The organism is Streptococcus sp. SPS1 (genome assembly GCF_030439915.1).
GTDB lineage: Bacteria > Bacillota > Bacilli > Lactobacillales > Streptococcaceae > Streptococcus.
The window spans coordinates 23,110-37,741 of record NZ_JAQFJG010000004.1; the positions used below are offsets into that span (position 1 = coordinate 23,110).

General features: G+C 42.4%; 15 protein-coding genes. All 15 read left to right on the forward strand.

Features of this window, described 5'->3' with window-relative positions; translation table 11 throughout:
• Positions 1-4: 4 nt before the first annotated feature.
• The 15 genes from PCY12_RS04455 to PCY12_RS04525 all read left to right on the forward strand — a co-directional run bounded on the left by PCY12_RS04455 (position 5) and on the right by PCY12_RS04525 (position 14,535).
• The gene (locus tag PCY12_RS04455) at positions 5-4,180 is read left to right on the forward strand and encodes a phage tail tape measure protein (RefSeq protein WP_301351775.1); all 4,176 of its coding nucleotides are present in this window, start codon (positions 5-7) and stop codon (positions 4,178-4,180) included.
• Positions 4,180-4,878, forward strand: a complete 699-nt coding sequence (locus PCY12_RS04460; protein ID WP_301351777.1) for a phage tail protein — start codon at positions 4,180-4,182, stop codon at positions 4,876-4,878. Before PCY12_RS04455 ends, PCY12_RS04460 begins: the two co-directional genes overlap by 1 nt.
• Complete coding sequence (locus PCY12_RS04465) at positions 4,875-6,680, forward strand: phage tail spike protein (RefSeq protein ID WP_301351779.1); 1,806 nt, start codon at positions 4,875-4,877, stop codon at positions 6,678-6,680. The genes PCY12_RS04460 and PCY12_RS04465 overlap by 4 nt, the downstream gene beginning before the upstream one ends.
• Positions 6,677-8,203, forward strand: a complete 1,527-nt coding sequence (locus PCY12_RS04470) for a collagen-like protein (protein ID WP_301351781.1) — start codon at positions 6,677-6,679, stop codon at positions 8,201-8,203. Before PCY12_RS04465 ends, PCY12_RS04470 begins: the two co-directional genes overlap by 4 nt.
• Before the next feature lie 11 nt (positions 8,204-8,214).
• Positions 8,215-9,648: a gp58-like family protein gene (locus PCY12_RS04475; RefSeq protein ID WP_301351782.1), complete on the forward strand. Its 1,434-nt coding sequence runs from the start codon at positions 8,215-8,217 to the stop codon at positions 9,646-9,648.
• On the forward strand, positions 9,641-9,847 hold the full coding sequence (locus PCY12_RS04480) for a hypothetical protein (RefSeq protein ID WP_301351783.1): 207 nt from the start codon (positions 9,641-9,643) through the stop codon (positions 9,845-9,847). The genes PCY12_RS04475 and PCY12_RS04480 overlap by 8 nt, the downstream gene beginning before the upstream one ends.
• The gene (locus PCY12_RS04485) at positions 9,844-10,434 is read left to right on the forward strand and encodes a hypothetical protein (protein WP_301351784.1); all 591 of its coding nucleotides are present in this window, start codon (positions 9,844-9,846) and stop codon (positions 10,432-10,434) included. Before PCY12_RS04480 ends, PCY12_RS04485 begins: the two co-directional genes overlap by 4 nt.
• Entirely contained in the window at positions 10,427-10,579 is a 153-nt protein-coding gene (locus PCY12_RS04490) for a hypothetical protein (protein WP_301351785.1), read from the forward strand. Before PCY12_RS04485 ends, PCY12_RS04490 begins: the two co-directional genes overlap by 8 nt.
• Before the next feature lie 10 nt (positions 10,580-10,589).
• A complete protein-coding gene (locus tag PCY12_RS04495; protein WP_049512689.1) occupies positions 10,590-10,868 on the forward strand; it encodes a hypothetical protein in 279 nt (92 codons plus the stop codon).
• A 15-nt stretch (positions 10,869-10,883) separates the two neighbouring features.
• The gene (locus PCY12_RS04500) at positions 10,884-11,360 is read left to right on the forward strand and encodes a hypothetical protein (protein ID WP_301351787.1); all 477 of its coding nucleotides are present in this window, start codon (positions 10,884-10,886) and stop codon (positions 11,358-11,360) included.
• 2 nt (positions 11,361-11,362) lie between these two features.
• The gene (locus tag PCY12_RS04505) at positions 11,363-11,683 is read left to right on the forward strand and encodes a hypothetical protein (protein WP_301351788.1); all 321 of its coding nucleotides are present in this window, start codon (positions 11,363-11,365) and stop codon (positions 11,681-11,683) included.
• A 5-nt stretch (positions 11,684-11,688) separates the two neighbouring features.
• Complete coding sequence (locus tag PCY12_RS04510; protein ID WP_301351790.1) at positions 11,689-12,432, forward strand: hypothetical protein; 744 nt, start codon at positions 11,689-11,691, stop codon at positions 12,430-12,432.
• A gap of 17 nt (positions 12,433-12,449) precedes the next feature.
• The gene (locus PCY12_RS04515) at positions 12,450-12,785 is read left to right on the forward strand and encodes a phage holin (protein ID WP_301351792.1); all 336 of its coding nucleotides are present in this window, start codon (positions 12,450-12,452) and stop codon (positions 12,783-12,785) included.
• Positions 12,785-13,741: an N-acetylmuramoyl-L-alanine amidase family protein gene (locus PCY12_RS04520; protein WP_301351794.1), complete on the forward strand. Its 957-nt coding sequence runs from the start codon at positions 12,785-12,787 to the stop codon at positions 13,739-13,741. The genes PCY12_RS04515 and PCY12_RS04520 overlap by 1 nt, the downstream gene beginning before the upstream one ends.
• 431 nt (positions 13,742-14,172) lie before the next feature.
• Positions 14,173-14,535 carry a DUF1304 domain-containing protein gene (locus tag PCY12_RS04525; protein ID WP_301351795.1) on the forward strand — a complete coding sequence of 121 codons (363 nt, stop codon included), beginning with the start codon at positions 14,173-14,175 and terminating at the stop codon, positions 14,533-14,535.
• The last annotated feature ends 97 nt before the right edge of the window (positions 14,536-14,632 follow it).

Sequence of the window (14,632 nt, forward strand, 5' to 3'; positions counted from 1 at the left end):
CAAAATGGCAAACGGTACGCCGTTAGGAGCAATGTATATAGAGCTAGGGCTGGATGTATCGAATTTCAATCCTACTCTAACTGGTGCAAAAAACGCTGTAAAGTACTTTCAAAATAATGTCCGTTCTTTGGATAGTACTTTAAAAGGGAATGAAAAAAACGCTAGCTTACTTCAAGCAAAATACAAGACTTTAGGACAAGCCATTGATTCACAACGTAAAGTTTTGGATGAGATGAAGAAAAGTTTTGACAAACTTGATCCTGGAGCGGCTAACTTTGATAAGGCTGCTGCTGATATTCAGCGTGAGAATGCCAAGTTAGCAGCAATGGAAGGCCAGTTACGTGGTGTTGAAAAAGCTTTGCAAGATGTAGGGCGTGAAAATAGTTGGTCTGGTAAGATGGATGCCTTGAGCGAAAAATTTGCTAAAGGTGGAGAAAAATTGCGGGCTATGGGCGATGCAATGAAGCCTGTGTCTGCTGCTTTATTAGCTGGTTTTACGCTTTCTACTAAGAAAGCTATTGACTTTGAAAGTCAGATGAATACAACTAAATCTCTGTTAGCTGATACCATTCCAACAGCGGATGAACTGAACAGTACCACACAAAAGCTGGGAGAAAGTTCAAAAAATTGGGCGAAGCAGTATGGGATTTCTACTGCATCTATCAATGAGGGGATGCAAGAAATTATCAAGAAAGGTTTTGATGCCAATCAAACAATCGAAGCCATGCCTGCTATCCTAGACGCTGCAAAGGCGTCTGGTGAGGACTTCAATACGGTAATGAACGCCACTACGAATATTTTGCAACAATTTGGGCTATCTACTCAGGATACAGAGCGAGTAACCAATAGCTTAACCTTTGTCGCCAATAAAACGGCTGCTGGTTTTGCTGATATGGGGGCTGCAATGGAGTATGTTGGTCCCGTTGCTAAAAACGTTGGTATGGACTTGGAAGAGACTGCCGCTGCTGTTGGTCTTTTGTCCAACAATGGTATTGCTGGTGAAAAGGCTGGTACGGCTCTGCGTGGGGCTTTGACAAGGCTGCTAAAACCATCTGAGCAAAACGCTGAGGCAATGGAGAAGCTTGGTTTTTCTGCAGAAGAATTTCGTAGCGGCGCGATTAAGCTACCTGATATTTTGGATCGTATCAAAAAGAATACGGAAGGGATGACAGATGCACAGAAATCGGCCTTGATTGCTACAGCCTTTGGTACAGAAGCTCAGACAGCGATGAATATCTTGGTTGACCAAGGTGGAGATGCTTTGCGTAATCTTGCTAACGAAACCAAGGGGGCGACAACTTATACCAAGGATTTAGCAAATGAATTATCTAAGTCTTCTAAAAATGGTGTGGAACGTTTTAAATCTAGTTTAGAAGTTTTACAGATTAACATTGGTCAGAAATTATTACCATTACTAACTCCTGTGATTGATAAGGTGAACCAATTTATCGACTGGCTAAGTAAGGCTCCTCCAGCCGTACAGAGCTTGGCGGTTGGTATTGGTGGTTTTTTGGCTTTAGGATATCCTTTGTTAAACTTCCTAGGTAATGGTGCGACAGCTCTTAGTATCTTGATAAAACACGCTGGTAAATTAGGAGGACTGTTACAAGGTGGTCTCGGTCTTGCTAAATTGACAGAGCGTGCTGCTAAATTAAAAGGACTGTTACAAGGTGGTCTAGGTCTTGCTAAGGTAGGAAGCGAAGCTACTGTTTTAGCGGAAGGAGCTGGCGCTGCTGCATCTAGTTCTAGTCTCTTGTCTGGAGCTATTGGGGCTTTGACAAGTCCTATTGGTTTGCTGGTGGGTGGTGCTGCTTTACTAGCTGGAGGATTGGTCTATCTAGGGAATAAGAAAGACGAGGCGCGCATTAAGGCGGAGGAATTTGGGTCTCAGTTGAGTGATACTGCAAGGAAAGAGTTAAGAGATTTCCAAAGTAAGGTAGATGATACCAGCACAGCAGTTGCTAACTTTGGAACCCATGCTGGCGCTGCTGAAAAAGTTTCCGAGGCTTTTAGAAAACTTCATGAAGAGGTAGCTGCAGGCGCTGAAAAAGCCAGTCAGAGAATGGAAGAACTGGCTAAAAAGTGGGGTATTAGCGATGAAGAAATCGCTAAAATGAAAGCAAGAAATGACCAAGTAGTTTCAAATACCGATGCAATGGCTAATCAGGTCAGTGAAATCTACAAACGTCACAATGGCGACGCTAGCAAGTTTTCTCAAGAAGAAAAAGAAATCGTCTTGAATAACCAAAGAGAGATGATTAAAGCTAGAATCGAAATGATGGAATTATCTGGCGAACAACAAAAGGCTGCACTTCAGGCTCTGAATGGAGATATCGGCAGTTTAAATGAGACTCAATTAAAACACACAAGAGATGTGTTGAAGAAGGCTCTGGACGAAGAAAATCAGTTATACAAAACATCAAAAGATGAATTGAAACAGATGCTTGAAGGTAAACTCATTGATCGAGAGACTTATAACAAAAAACTGCAAACTCTTGAAACAGATCATAACCAAACCATGGAAGCTTTAGGTACTAAGTATTACCAGGTTATGCAAAATCTTGACTCTAAGGTCAAAGCTCGAACTGGTCAAAGCTGGAACTACTGGGAAGAGGCTAAGAGGGTTCTCGAAGAATATGGTTTGTCTTATGAAGTAATCGGTCAAAAGGCAGCAGAAGCTTCTCAAAAAATGGGTGATTCTAATAGTATCCTTGCTAAGTACACTAGCGAAATGAGCAAAGAGACAAAAGAAGCGAATGATGCTTGGTCTTTACTTGTTGGTAATATCAATGAGAATGGGAACTTTGAGATTAAATCCAATGTAAAAGAAGTAATTGGGGAAGCGACTAAATCTGCTGAGGGTTGGGAGCAATTGCAATTTATTGTTAAAAATGCGAATATCAACTCAAATGCTAGGGTAACGATTGCTGAGGCTCTTGTTGAGTCTGGTAAGTGGTCAACCATGACACTGGAAGAAAAACAGTTGATTGTCCAAAACCAAGCAGGACTGCAAGCTATCTTTGATAGTGAAAACCATCTTAGAATCTGGAACAGTATGCCTGCGGAAGTCAAGCAACTGCTTTTGGAAAATACAGATGTGATGAATAAGGCTGAGGAAGCTTCCAAAGCGCTCTATAACTACGATGTATTGACTCCTAAGCAGAAAGAGTTGCTGGCTACGGATGAGAATTTCAGAAAGGCTGTTGCGCGTTCGACTGACACGCTAACGACTTGGAATGCAATTACTCCATTTACAAAAGATTTGAAACTAGATCCTACAAATGTTTTGAACAACGGGCAATTGTCAATAGATAAAATCATGGCTTGGAATCTATCTAATCCAGAGAATAAGTCATTAAATGCTACTGACAATACTAGTGAAGCAGTTGCTAGTGCAAAAGCAAGTGTAAACTCTCCGAAACAAGAAGCTCCTATCAATTTGTTTGCGACCGATCAGACTGGTGGCGTAAGAAACGAAACGAGCAATGCTATCAACGCGATTAAGCAATATAATCCAGTGGATATCCTTGCCAAGAATAGCACTTCTAGTACTGTTAGTGAGGTCAAAAGTGGCGTTAATAGTATTCAAGACAAAACGGTTACAATCAATGCTCAAGATAATGCCTCTGGAGTTCTTGCAGGCATTAGGAGTTGGATTACTAGGGTAACTGGTGATTTCTTTACGAATGTTTTTGCTAGTCGGCATGCTCAGGGTACCAACTACCACCCTGGTGGTCTTGCTATGGTCAATGACCAACGCAATAGTACTTACAAGGAATTAGTCACTCTTCCAGATGGTAGGAGCTTCATTCCTGAAGGTAGAGATGTCTTGCTTCCTCTTCCTAAAGGAGCTAAAGTTTTACGAGCAGATAAGACGAAACGCTTGATGCGTGAGATGGGGGTTCCTAAATATGCTGCAGGAGTTGGCATTCCGAGTGATGCTAAATTTATTCGTGAGATGGAAGAAGCGCAAGCTAAAATAGTGGTTCAAGCCAAAGGAGATACAAATAGCAAAGACAGCGATAAAGTCGTGTCTGAGATAGCGATTCTGAGAGCAAGTATGGAGAAGATCCTTACTGCTATCCTTGAAAAGCCGTCAGATACTTACCTGGACGCTGATAAAATTTCAATGAGCGTCTACCAACGTCAAGGTGCGATTTATGCTAGGGAGGGAATTTAATGTTTTACATGATTATCAATGGTTTCAATACATCAACTATCCCTCACTGCGTGGTGACGGATTTTGGTCAGGTGGAGGGTGCTAAGCCTAGGGTGGTTGAAGATGCTAACCTCTATGGAGCCAACGGAAGTTATCGGGTGCTAGATGGGGGCTACGAGAGTTATGAACGGACTTTTTCGTTCTACATTCCTAAGTTACTGGATGTTTCTACTATCGTGGAGAAATTTCAGCCTAAGGACAATGTGCTAGAGTTTAGCTACCAGTTGGGGTCTGTCTTTTATGCGGATTTTATTGGTGCGACCTATAGCTCTCATGGTATGCATGCCTGGAAACTAGAGCTTAAGTTGAACATGCAACCGTTCCGCTATCAGAAAAATGTTGCTCCTCTTATCTTTACCGCAAGCGGTAATGTCAACAATCCAGGTTCTGTCTATAGTGAGCCTGTGATTGAGATTGAGGGGGACGGAGATATTTCTTTGACTATTGGACGGACAACTATGCACTTGACCATTAGACGAAAAGTGACCATTGACTGTAGGCATAAGAAACAAAATATCTATAATGCAGATGGTGCGGTTCAAAATACGCTACGTAAACGTGGAGGCTTCTTTGAGTTAGCAGTCGGGAATAACGGTCTGGTCTTTACTGGTGCGGTCCGTAAGGTCACAGTTAGGCCAAATTGGAGGTATATCTTATGATTTATCTTACTGAAGGCAATACGCCTTTAAATGAGGCCTACAATGACGAAATCGTCCAGGAACGGAACAATACCTATCAACTGACCTTTCGTTTTCCTACATCGGATCCCAAGTGGGAATTGCTGAAAGAGGAAAACTTTTTGACAGCAGATGACCTGCATGGCGAGCAGGATTTTTATATTTTTGAGGTTGAAAAGCAACAAGGATATATCCAAGTCTATGCCAATCAGGTTATCAGCCTGTTAAATAACTACATCGTCAGCTCTATTGAGGTTGACCGTGTCAGTGGTACAAGGGTATTGAGCGCTTTTGCTGGTGGTATTACCAGAGACAATCCTTTTTCTTTCTTCTCAGATATTGATAATAGACATACGCTCAACATAAAGGATAAGAATGCTATGGAGGTCTTGGCTAAAGACAAGCATTCTATCCTTGGTCAGTGGGGCGGAGATATGGTGCGAAATGGCTACAATTTACGCTTGTTGAAAAATGGCGGTTCTGAGAATGAATCGCTTTTTATGTACAAGAAAAACCTGTCTAGCTACCAGCATAAGACCTCAACGAAGTCTTTAAAAACTCGGATAACCTTTAAAACGACTGTTAAGGGTGAGGGAGAAAATGCGGTTGATCATGATTATATGGTGGTGATTGATAGTCCTTTGCTTGGGAACTATAGCCAAATCTACGAAGATGTCGTGGAGGTCAATGACCAAGATGTGACAGATGAGGCTAGCTTGATTGAATACGGTAAGCAGTATTTTCGGACGAGTATGTGCGACATGCTAGAAGATAGCCTTGAAATCTCGGTTGTCGGCCAGAGCGATGTAGCGGTTCGGATGTTCGATGTGGTCAGCATCTACCATGAATGGTACGGTCTTGATGTTCGTAAGAAAATCACGAAATACACCTATTCGCCAATGGCAAAACGCCTGAAATCAATTGGTTTTGGGACATTCCAATCCAGTCTTGCGAATGCGATAGGTGGGATTGTAAATGATGCCGTTTTGAATGAAAGCCGAAATCTGCATCAGATTTTTGAAGAACGTTTGAAAAAGGAAATCGCCAACGCTGACCGTGCGTTTGACGCTGAGTTTGCCAAGCGTGAGAAAGCTATCACGGATGCCATCGAGCAGTACAAGGCTAAGGCGGAAGAGTTTGGCGCTAAAATCCATGAGGAAATGGAGAAAGAGCGTCCTGAGTTCGTGAAGCGAATCCGTGAAGAGTTGATGAGTGGTGCGGACTCCATCTCTGAACTAAGCAAGAAACTGGAACAGGTTAGTGAGACTGCAAGAGTCAACGCTAGCTTGATTGGTGGGGACGGCAATACTCAGTACAATAAGAATCGCCTCAATGGTGGCACGGCTAAGAAAATCAGTTACGGAACGGATTTTGTGGAAGTCGGACACAATGGAGAGGGCTTTGAACTTGGTAAGCAGTACGTCATCAGCTGGTCAGCAACCTGCACGCCTTACGGTAAGACGGATGTGACTGTGGTAGTCAATAAGACACCCTTCTATGGTGGCCACGTTCATTTAGCGCCTGCTAATACGGTCATGCCAGCGATTGATAAAGACCTGACCCAGAAAGAAGAGCAGGTCTTAGCAGTTTACTACGGTGCTTATCGTCTGACATTCTCAGGGGACTGGTATCAGAACGTAGAGCAGTCTGTGACGATTGACAATCAGACAAGACGGATTGAACTAGCGCCAGTCTACAAGACGGTTGCGGATGGGCAAAATGCTAGATATGAGGGGAGTTGGAGCGAGAGTCCAACTTTTATTTTTGATGGAGGTAGAACATGACGGAAACAATCCCAGTAAGGGTTCAACATAAACGCATGTCAGCACGAGACTGGGCAAGTAGCACTCTGGTCTTGCTTGACGGAGAGCTAGGTATTGAGAGTGATACAGGAAAGGTCAAGGTCGGAAATGGCCGTGACCGATTTTCAGCTCTTCAATATCTAACTGGTCCTAAAGGTGACCGTGGAGAGCGTGGCTTGAAAGGGGAACAAGGTATCCAAGGGGAACAAGGTATCCAAGGAGTTAAAGGAGAGCGAGGGGAACAAGGTATCCAAGGGCCACCAGGACGCGATGGTGTGGTTACATTTGAAAGTCTAAGCACGGAACAGAAAAATTCGCTCAAGGGGGAAACAGGTTCAACAGGAAGCTCTGTATTTGTCAGATATTCAGAACATAGTGATGGGCATGATATGACAGATGTCGTTACAGAAAATAGTGTCTATATTGGAATTTGCACAGCTCCTACAGCACCCCAAGAATATACGGCTTATCAGTGGATGAGAATTAAAGATGACAATTTAGATGTCACAGTTGAAAATAATATTTTAAAAATCCAAAAAGGAAGTAAGGTGAGTGAAGTGACGCTACCAAAAAATGATCTTGTCATTGCCTACCAGTTGGCGAATCAGCTTGTCAATCCAACACAAAAGAATTCATTTACGTTGGCCTTAAATACAAAAAAAGGATTAGGAGCAGCGTTGATTGTCATAAAAGGAGATAACCCTGATAATCCATCCCCAGAAAACCGCCCTCTGCTATCTGTTGAAACTTTTGAAGATTTGAATCAGTTGGAGGGGGAACTATTATCGTGGATTTTACCGATTAGTGGCTATCAAAATTGGGAAACAATGCTCATCAGTAATTTTGAGATATTAGATTTATATTTAAAAAATGTGACAGTTGTTCCAGATAATGTAAAACAATATTTGAGTGCTGAAATGAATAAGAACTCAGTGCTGTTTCAATTCTTAGCAGGTCATCCGAATGTTTCAAAACTTATAAGCGGTACTCCGATTGACTTCGGCACACTGAATCACCTGAAAGAATACCTTGCTATAATCGAAAACGGCACCTTGCTAACACAATTGTTTAGCAATCCGAATAACTTAAATTATCTGTTCTCAAATGCAACGGCTGTCCAAACTCTGTTCTCAAATGCAACGTTTATCCAAGCTCTTATTGCTCATAATGATGTGTTACAACAACATGCTAAAACGCTTTACACTACTGTATCCACATCTAATAAATGGATCAATACGGGATTCAGATCAGCTTATTCCTCTATAATATTTCCAACTTCCGCAAAAAGTATTGTATTTGTAAATGCAGGAGGCTATTATTCTAATGGAGTAGGTCGAGTTTCCCATCCTGACAAAACAATTGCAGGGGAAGGTCGTATGACAAGGATATCTAGTGAACGCAAATTAAATACAGACAATCTAATTGTGACGCTTCCAGGTGGACAAGGTAATTCAACATCTGGTACCGCTGGTTTCATCTATGAGATTTGGACACTGAAAGAATAGGAGGCTAACACATGGACATTACCATTCAAAACGTTCGGTCGCCTGCTCTTGAGCACAACGGGCAGTATTACAAAGTCTTTCAGCCGCGGACACGAGATGAACAACTGAAACTTCATCATATGGGCTGTGTGGGAGACACGGTGCTAACGGATATCCAGCTGGAGCAGGGGGATTTCCCTACTAGCTTCGTGGAGCCCACTGTCACGCAACGCACCTTGTCAGGTCTCTTCAAGGATATGCGTTCTATTGAACTGGAATTGAGAGACCCAAACAGTACTCTCTGGAGCAAAATCCAGCAGAATAATCAAGGGGCGCTGACCCAGTTCTTTGATGAGAATGTCAAGAGTGCCATCGCTCAGACTGCTAAAGAAATCAGGCAGGAAGTGCGAAATGCTGCTAACAGTGCGAGGGTTGAAGTGACATCGGAAGGTGTGACCATCGGCTCTACTACTTTAACTGGTGAGCAGTTAGCCTCTACCATTTCCGCAAGTCCGGGAGGGGTCGATATCATCGCTCCAAAAGTTCGAGTGAAGTCTGACATGATTGTGGATGGTGCGGTGACTGCTGGGAAGTTAGCAGCTGGTTCTGTGACTGCTGACCATATCCAAACAGGTGCCATCGCAGGCGATAAAATCAGCGTAGACGATGCCCTGATTCGGAACCTGACCGCTAGAGATGCCTTGATTGACAAGCTGACATCTAAACGCATCTTTGCGACAAAAATTGAATCAGTCATTACTAGCTCAACTGTTTTAGAGGGCTATAAGGGATGGATTGGTGGATTTCAATTAGGAACACATGATTCAGGTTCTGGTCGTTGGCTTACTGGTCGGAATCACTTCTCGGTTGGAATGGGTGATGGTGAAGGTGGCAGCGGACGTACAGCACTTTGGGTAAATTGGGGATCTGATTGGAGCGAACCTGGATACTATGCATGGTTCGTAAAAAATAATGGCAAGATGTATTGTTATAATACTGCTGAATTTTGGAAAACACCAATTATCCACGGCGACCTGAAAGTTACAGGTAGAATATTCTATGACAATGGTACTTGGATATATTCAAGTGAGTACGAAAAGATAGGACGAAGCAGTAAAGATTATTTTTATTTGGAAAAAGCTAGTGGTTCCAGAGACTGGTTTCCAGCTTGGAATGATGCATCTGACCGACGATATAAGGAGAATATCAAAGATAGTGAAGTATCTGCTCTTGAAATAATCAATAACCTTAAAACTTACAGTTATCGTAAAAATATTGATGGACAAATTGAAGATATAGCTTGTGGTATCATGGCTCAAGATGTCAAAAAGTATGCATCTGACGCTTTTCGTGAAACGCCAGATGGAATCTATACCTATAATACCTTTGCTTTGGTTCCTTACTTAATCAAGGCCATCCAAGAACTAGACCAGAAAATCAAAGAAATGGAGAACACACATGGATAATAACACAATCGACAAGCTAGTCGCTGAGTCACTCGTTAACCGTTTGGGTGATATCGAATTGAACTATGCGTATTTAAATGTATACCATACGCTGGCTTTGGCTGAATTGCAGGCCTTTAAGGCAGTGCTGGAATATGACCCAGCCCTCAAAGAACTATTTGACGAAACGCAAGCAAAAATGAAAGGAGCTAACAAATGAGCTATGAACTTGCAATCAAGCCCTACTTGAAAGGTGGGGAAAATGTAACAGTTGTCGCCATCAAGATGGAAAACAAGGGGCGCTATTCTTATGAGCAGTGCGAATTGCCAGGGAATCGCACGCAGGACAATGAAGAGGTGTTGATTCAAGCAGTGCTAGACCATATCCGTACTGAGTTAGACCCAACCAGCGCCATTGTCAAAAACCAAGAACAATTGGCTAAGACGACGGAAGCGCTGGAGAGAGCCAATCAGCTCATGGATGGCATGCAGAAGGTCAATCTCCAGAATGCTCAGGATATTGAGGATATCTTAGCGCGATTGGAAGGGCTGGAAGCTCAAGGAGAGCCTGACCAGGCGGAGAAAGAGGAGACGGACGAGGACACCCCTCAGGTTACGGACACAGAAAACCAAGCTGATGAACCAGCCCCAGCGCAGCCAACTACTGAACAACCAGTAGCAGAAGCACCTACACAACCAACCCCAGCGGTAGAAGATAACAAAGAAAGCGAGAAAGAAGATGACATTTCTGAAACGACAAACCAAGAGAGCCCTAGTGAAGACAATGGAGGTAGCAACAATGAGTAAGATTACACTAGACCAAGCAAAAATCGACATGTACATCAACCTACTGGAACGTGGAGCAGTTGACTTTTCATGGGTACATAAACGCTGGAAAGACCGTGTGCGCAAGGAATTGAAGCGCCGTGGTTTGAACCATTTGGCAAACTAGCGAGGTGTTTATGACAGAGATTGAGCACTTATTGATTCGGTTTCTCTTTTCTCTGATTCCTGTGGTTGTCTTGTATTTTTCCATGAAGGACAGGGCAACCAAACAGGAAAATCGCATTACAGCCATAGAAAAAGACATTGAGAACTTACGCGAATTTCGAATGTCGGCTAACAAAAGATTGGATAACCATGACGAACAAAATAAGGCTATTCTGGTGCTGGCTGAACAGGTCAAATCGCTAGGTGAAGATGTGAGAGAACTGAAAACCTTGATACAAAGTAAACAGTAAAGAAAGAGGTGCAGAATGGTCTGTAATCTCAATATGACCAATTTGCGGCAAATTGACGGTGGGCACCTGATTAAGCAAGGGGACTTGGCTTCCACCTTTGGTTTTGCCCTCTTAGACGAGGACTACCAAGTCATTTCCTCTCTGGAAGGGGAGGAGGCGCTGATCAGTCTAACCAAGGAGGGCTACCAGTGGAAGAAGCAGGTAGCTGTTACCAGTCAAGGTGTGAGTTTTCATCTGGATGCTATCTTGCCGATTGGGAGTTATCGCTTGGAAATCACGGCTGGAGGCTATGTTTTCCCCAGTGATAAATCTGTCCATATCAAGATAGTCGCCTCAGATAAAGAATTGGTCACAGAAGAAGTCCATGCTTTAAAAGAGCTGGATATAGCAAAAGAAGTCGAAAAACAGCTTGCAGGTAGAACTGCAAGCGAAGGTGGAGTATGTCCGGAATTTCCAGACTTACTCATGCACTATAATTTAGGGAAGGTGTGAATATGGACACAAGTAAACTAATTGCATTCGCTCAAGCATTAGGAGCGGATAACAAGACAATGAAGCAGTTGGTCGATACGAAGATTGACAATGCTACTTTAATGCAGGCTATCGAGCAGGCTAAAACCGAAGTCAAAAACGACATTTTGGGCGAGGGTGTCCCTGAAAACCTTGACACACTTAAAGAAATCGCTCAGATGATTGCCAGCATGAGTGGCGATACTGAAGGCGCAGTTGTTCAAAAACTAGCCGACCTCGGCCGTCGTATTGATGAGTTTGCCAATCTTGATTTGGTCGCAACCTATAATGCAGCGAAAGCGTGATTGCTATGAGCAATTTAGAGGAATTTGCTCAAGCGGTTGGCCGTGATGTGAAGGTGCTGAACCAAAAGCCTGAACCAAGGCTGACCTTGACAGGCAATACCCTCGGTATTGTCGGGGGTAATAATGTCACTTTACCGCTACCAGATAACGTAGGCCATGAAATCCGTGGCACTGGCTCACCAGAAGGGCGTATCACTGCCGAAATCGGAACAACCTATGTAGATGTCAATGCGACGAATGGCGCTCTTAAGTGGATAAAAGAAAAAGGTAGTGGCAACACAGGTTGGCGTGTTTTGATTGGTGATACAGGTTGGAGAACGTTAAATGTTCTGAATAAGTTAGGAAACGCTAAAATTCAAATCAGAAGAATTAATGACGAAGTTATTGTTAAATTTGACGGGCTATCATACGGCTGGTTTGGAATGAAACCAATATCTCAACAGAGCGGTAATATCATTAATAAAACAATCGGCTCAAAGAAGTATACGTGGGTCAAAGTAGATATAGGTAAAGGAAACGAGGTTATTCCAAAAGGATTTAGAAGCTCTAGCTCAATACTCTCAGGATTATATGGAGATTTAGGAGATTTATTAGGTAGCACTTATTTAGGAGGAACATCGGACCAAAACGCTCTTCAATTGAGATACGCTATGTCAAAAGAAGAAGTAACAGATACTATACTATCTCAAATACGAGTTAGTCCTATCGTATTCACGACAGACGACCCGTGGCCAGCAACATTGCCATAAATAGAAAGGAAAAACATATGACACAATTTAATGAATTTATTATCGCTTTTGCGACAGGCTTTTTAGCGGTAGTCGCAGGCAGCATGGTAAAAACAGTAAAAGATTATCTTTTGCGAAAAGGCGGAGAAAAAGCGGTTATTATCGCTGAAATCCTAGCCAAGAACGCAGTTCATGCCGTGGAGCAGGTAGCTGTTGCGACAGGTTATAAAGGTGATGAAAAACTGGCACAGGCTCGTGCTAAAATCCGTGCAGAGCTGACCAAATATAACATCAGCATGACGGACAAGGACTTAGACACTTTTGTTGAGTCAGCCGTGAAGCAGATGAACGACGCTTGGAAAGGACAAGAGTAATGGATATCGATACAAGCAGACTACGTACGGACTTGCCACAGGTTGGGGTGCAGCCTTATCGACAAGTCCACGCCCACTCAACAGGCAACCGCAACTCAACAGCTCAGAATGAGGCGGACTACCACTACAGAAAGAACCCTGAGCTTGGGTTCTTTTCTCATGTCGTTGGTAACGGTCGTGTCATGCAAGTAGGCCCTGTAAATAACGGATCTTGGGACGTTGGAGGCGGTTGGAATGCTGAGACCTATGCAGCAGTTGAATTGATTGAAAGTCATTCAACTGAAGAAGAGTTCATGACAGACTACCGCCTTTATATCGAATTGCTACGAAATCTAGCAGATGAAGCAGGTTTGTCGAAAACGCTTGATACAGACGACTTGGCAGGTATCAAAACGCATGAATACTGTACGAATAACCAACCTAATAACAACTCAGACCACGTTGACCCTTATCCATATCTAGGCAAATGGGGCATTAGCCGCGAACAGTTTAAGCAGGATATTGAAAACGGCTTGACAATTGAAACAGGCTGGCAGAAGAACGATACTGGCTACTGGTACGTACACTCAGACGGATCTTATCCAAAAGACAAGTTTGAGAAAATTGACGGAACCTGGTATTACTTCGACGGCTCAGGCTATATGCTTGCAGACCGCTGGCATAAACACTCGGACGGCAATTGGTACTGGTTTGACCAATCAGGCGAAATGGCTACAGGCTGGAAGAAAATCGCTGAGAAGTGGTATTATTTCAACGAAGAAGGCGCCATGAAGACGGGTTGGGTCAAGTATAAGGATACTTGGTATTACCTTGACGGTAAAGAAGGGGCGATGGTATCAAACGCCTTCGTCCAGTCCGCAGATGGAACAGGCTGGTACTACATCAAACCAGACGGAACAATGGCTGATAAGCCAGAGTTCACAGTTGAATCAGATGGCTTGATTACGACTAAATAATTTTAAAAAATAAAATGAAAGGAAACTTTCTAAATTGTTCTTTCACCGCAGGCTCAAGCTTGCGGTTTTTTATTTTGCAAAAAGACGCATTTTGAACGATTAGAAACCAAAATAGAAGTCCTATTGTCCAAAAAAGCGTTTACATGAAGAATAGAGAGGTGTTTTGTCAAAAATAAAAACAGTGAAATTAGTCACTGATCCTTTTGTAAACTATTAGAATTAAATTAAAACATTCTCAACTATACGGGCAAAAATGAATACGAAGATGAATACGATTTAAAAAAATGATGGAAATTAGTGTAAATGATTTAAAAGAAAAATAAGTAAAAACTCAACTATCAACAAGCAACGGAAAGTGTTTATAAACGCAAATTCTTTATTAAATAAATTGGTTTTGGGTATTGAGAATATAGAAATTTAAGGAGAAATAGATGTCAATTATGACAATCATTTTAGCAACGATTGTTGCTTTGGAGCATTTTTACATTTTTTATTTGGAAAGTATTGCAACGCAATCAGAAGCGACTAGTCGTGTCTTTAACATGGACAAGGAAGAACTGGCTCGTCCGTCAGTAAGTTCATTGTTTAAAAATCAAGGGATTTATAATGCTTTGCTAGGAGTCTTTCTCTTGTATGGCATTTATTTCTCGCAGAATTTAGAAATTGTGACTATTTTTGTCTTGTTTGTGATTGGGGCGGCGACTTACGGTTCTCTAACAGCAGATAAGAAAATTATTTTGAAGCAAGGTGGGCCAGCTATTTTGACCTTGATTAGCATTTTACTTTTTAAATAAACTCAAAAGGTCAATCCTAGTCTCGCTAGTCCTTTTCACTCCAGAATAAGGGAAATATGTTATACTTGTCTTTAAGAAAAGAGTTTTATTGAAATGG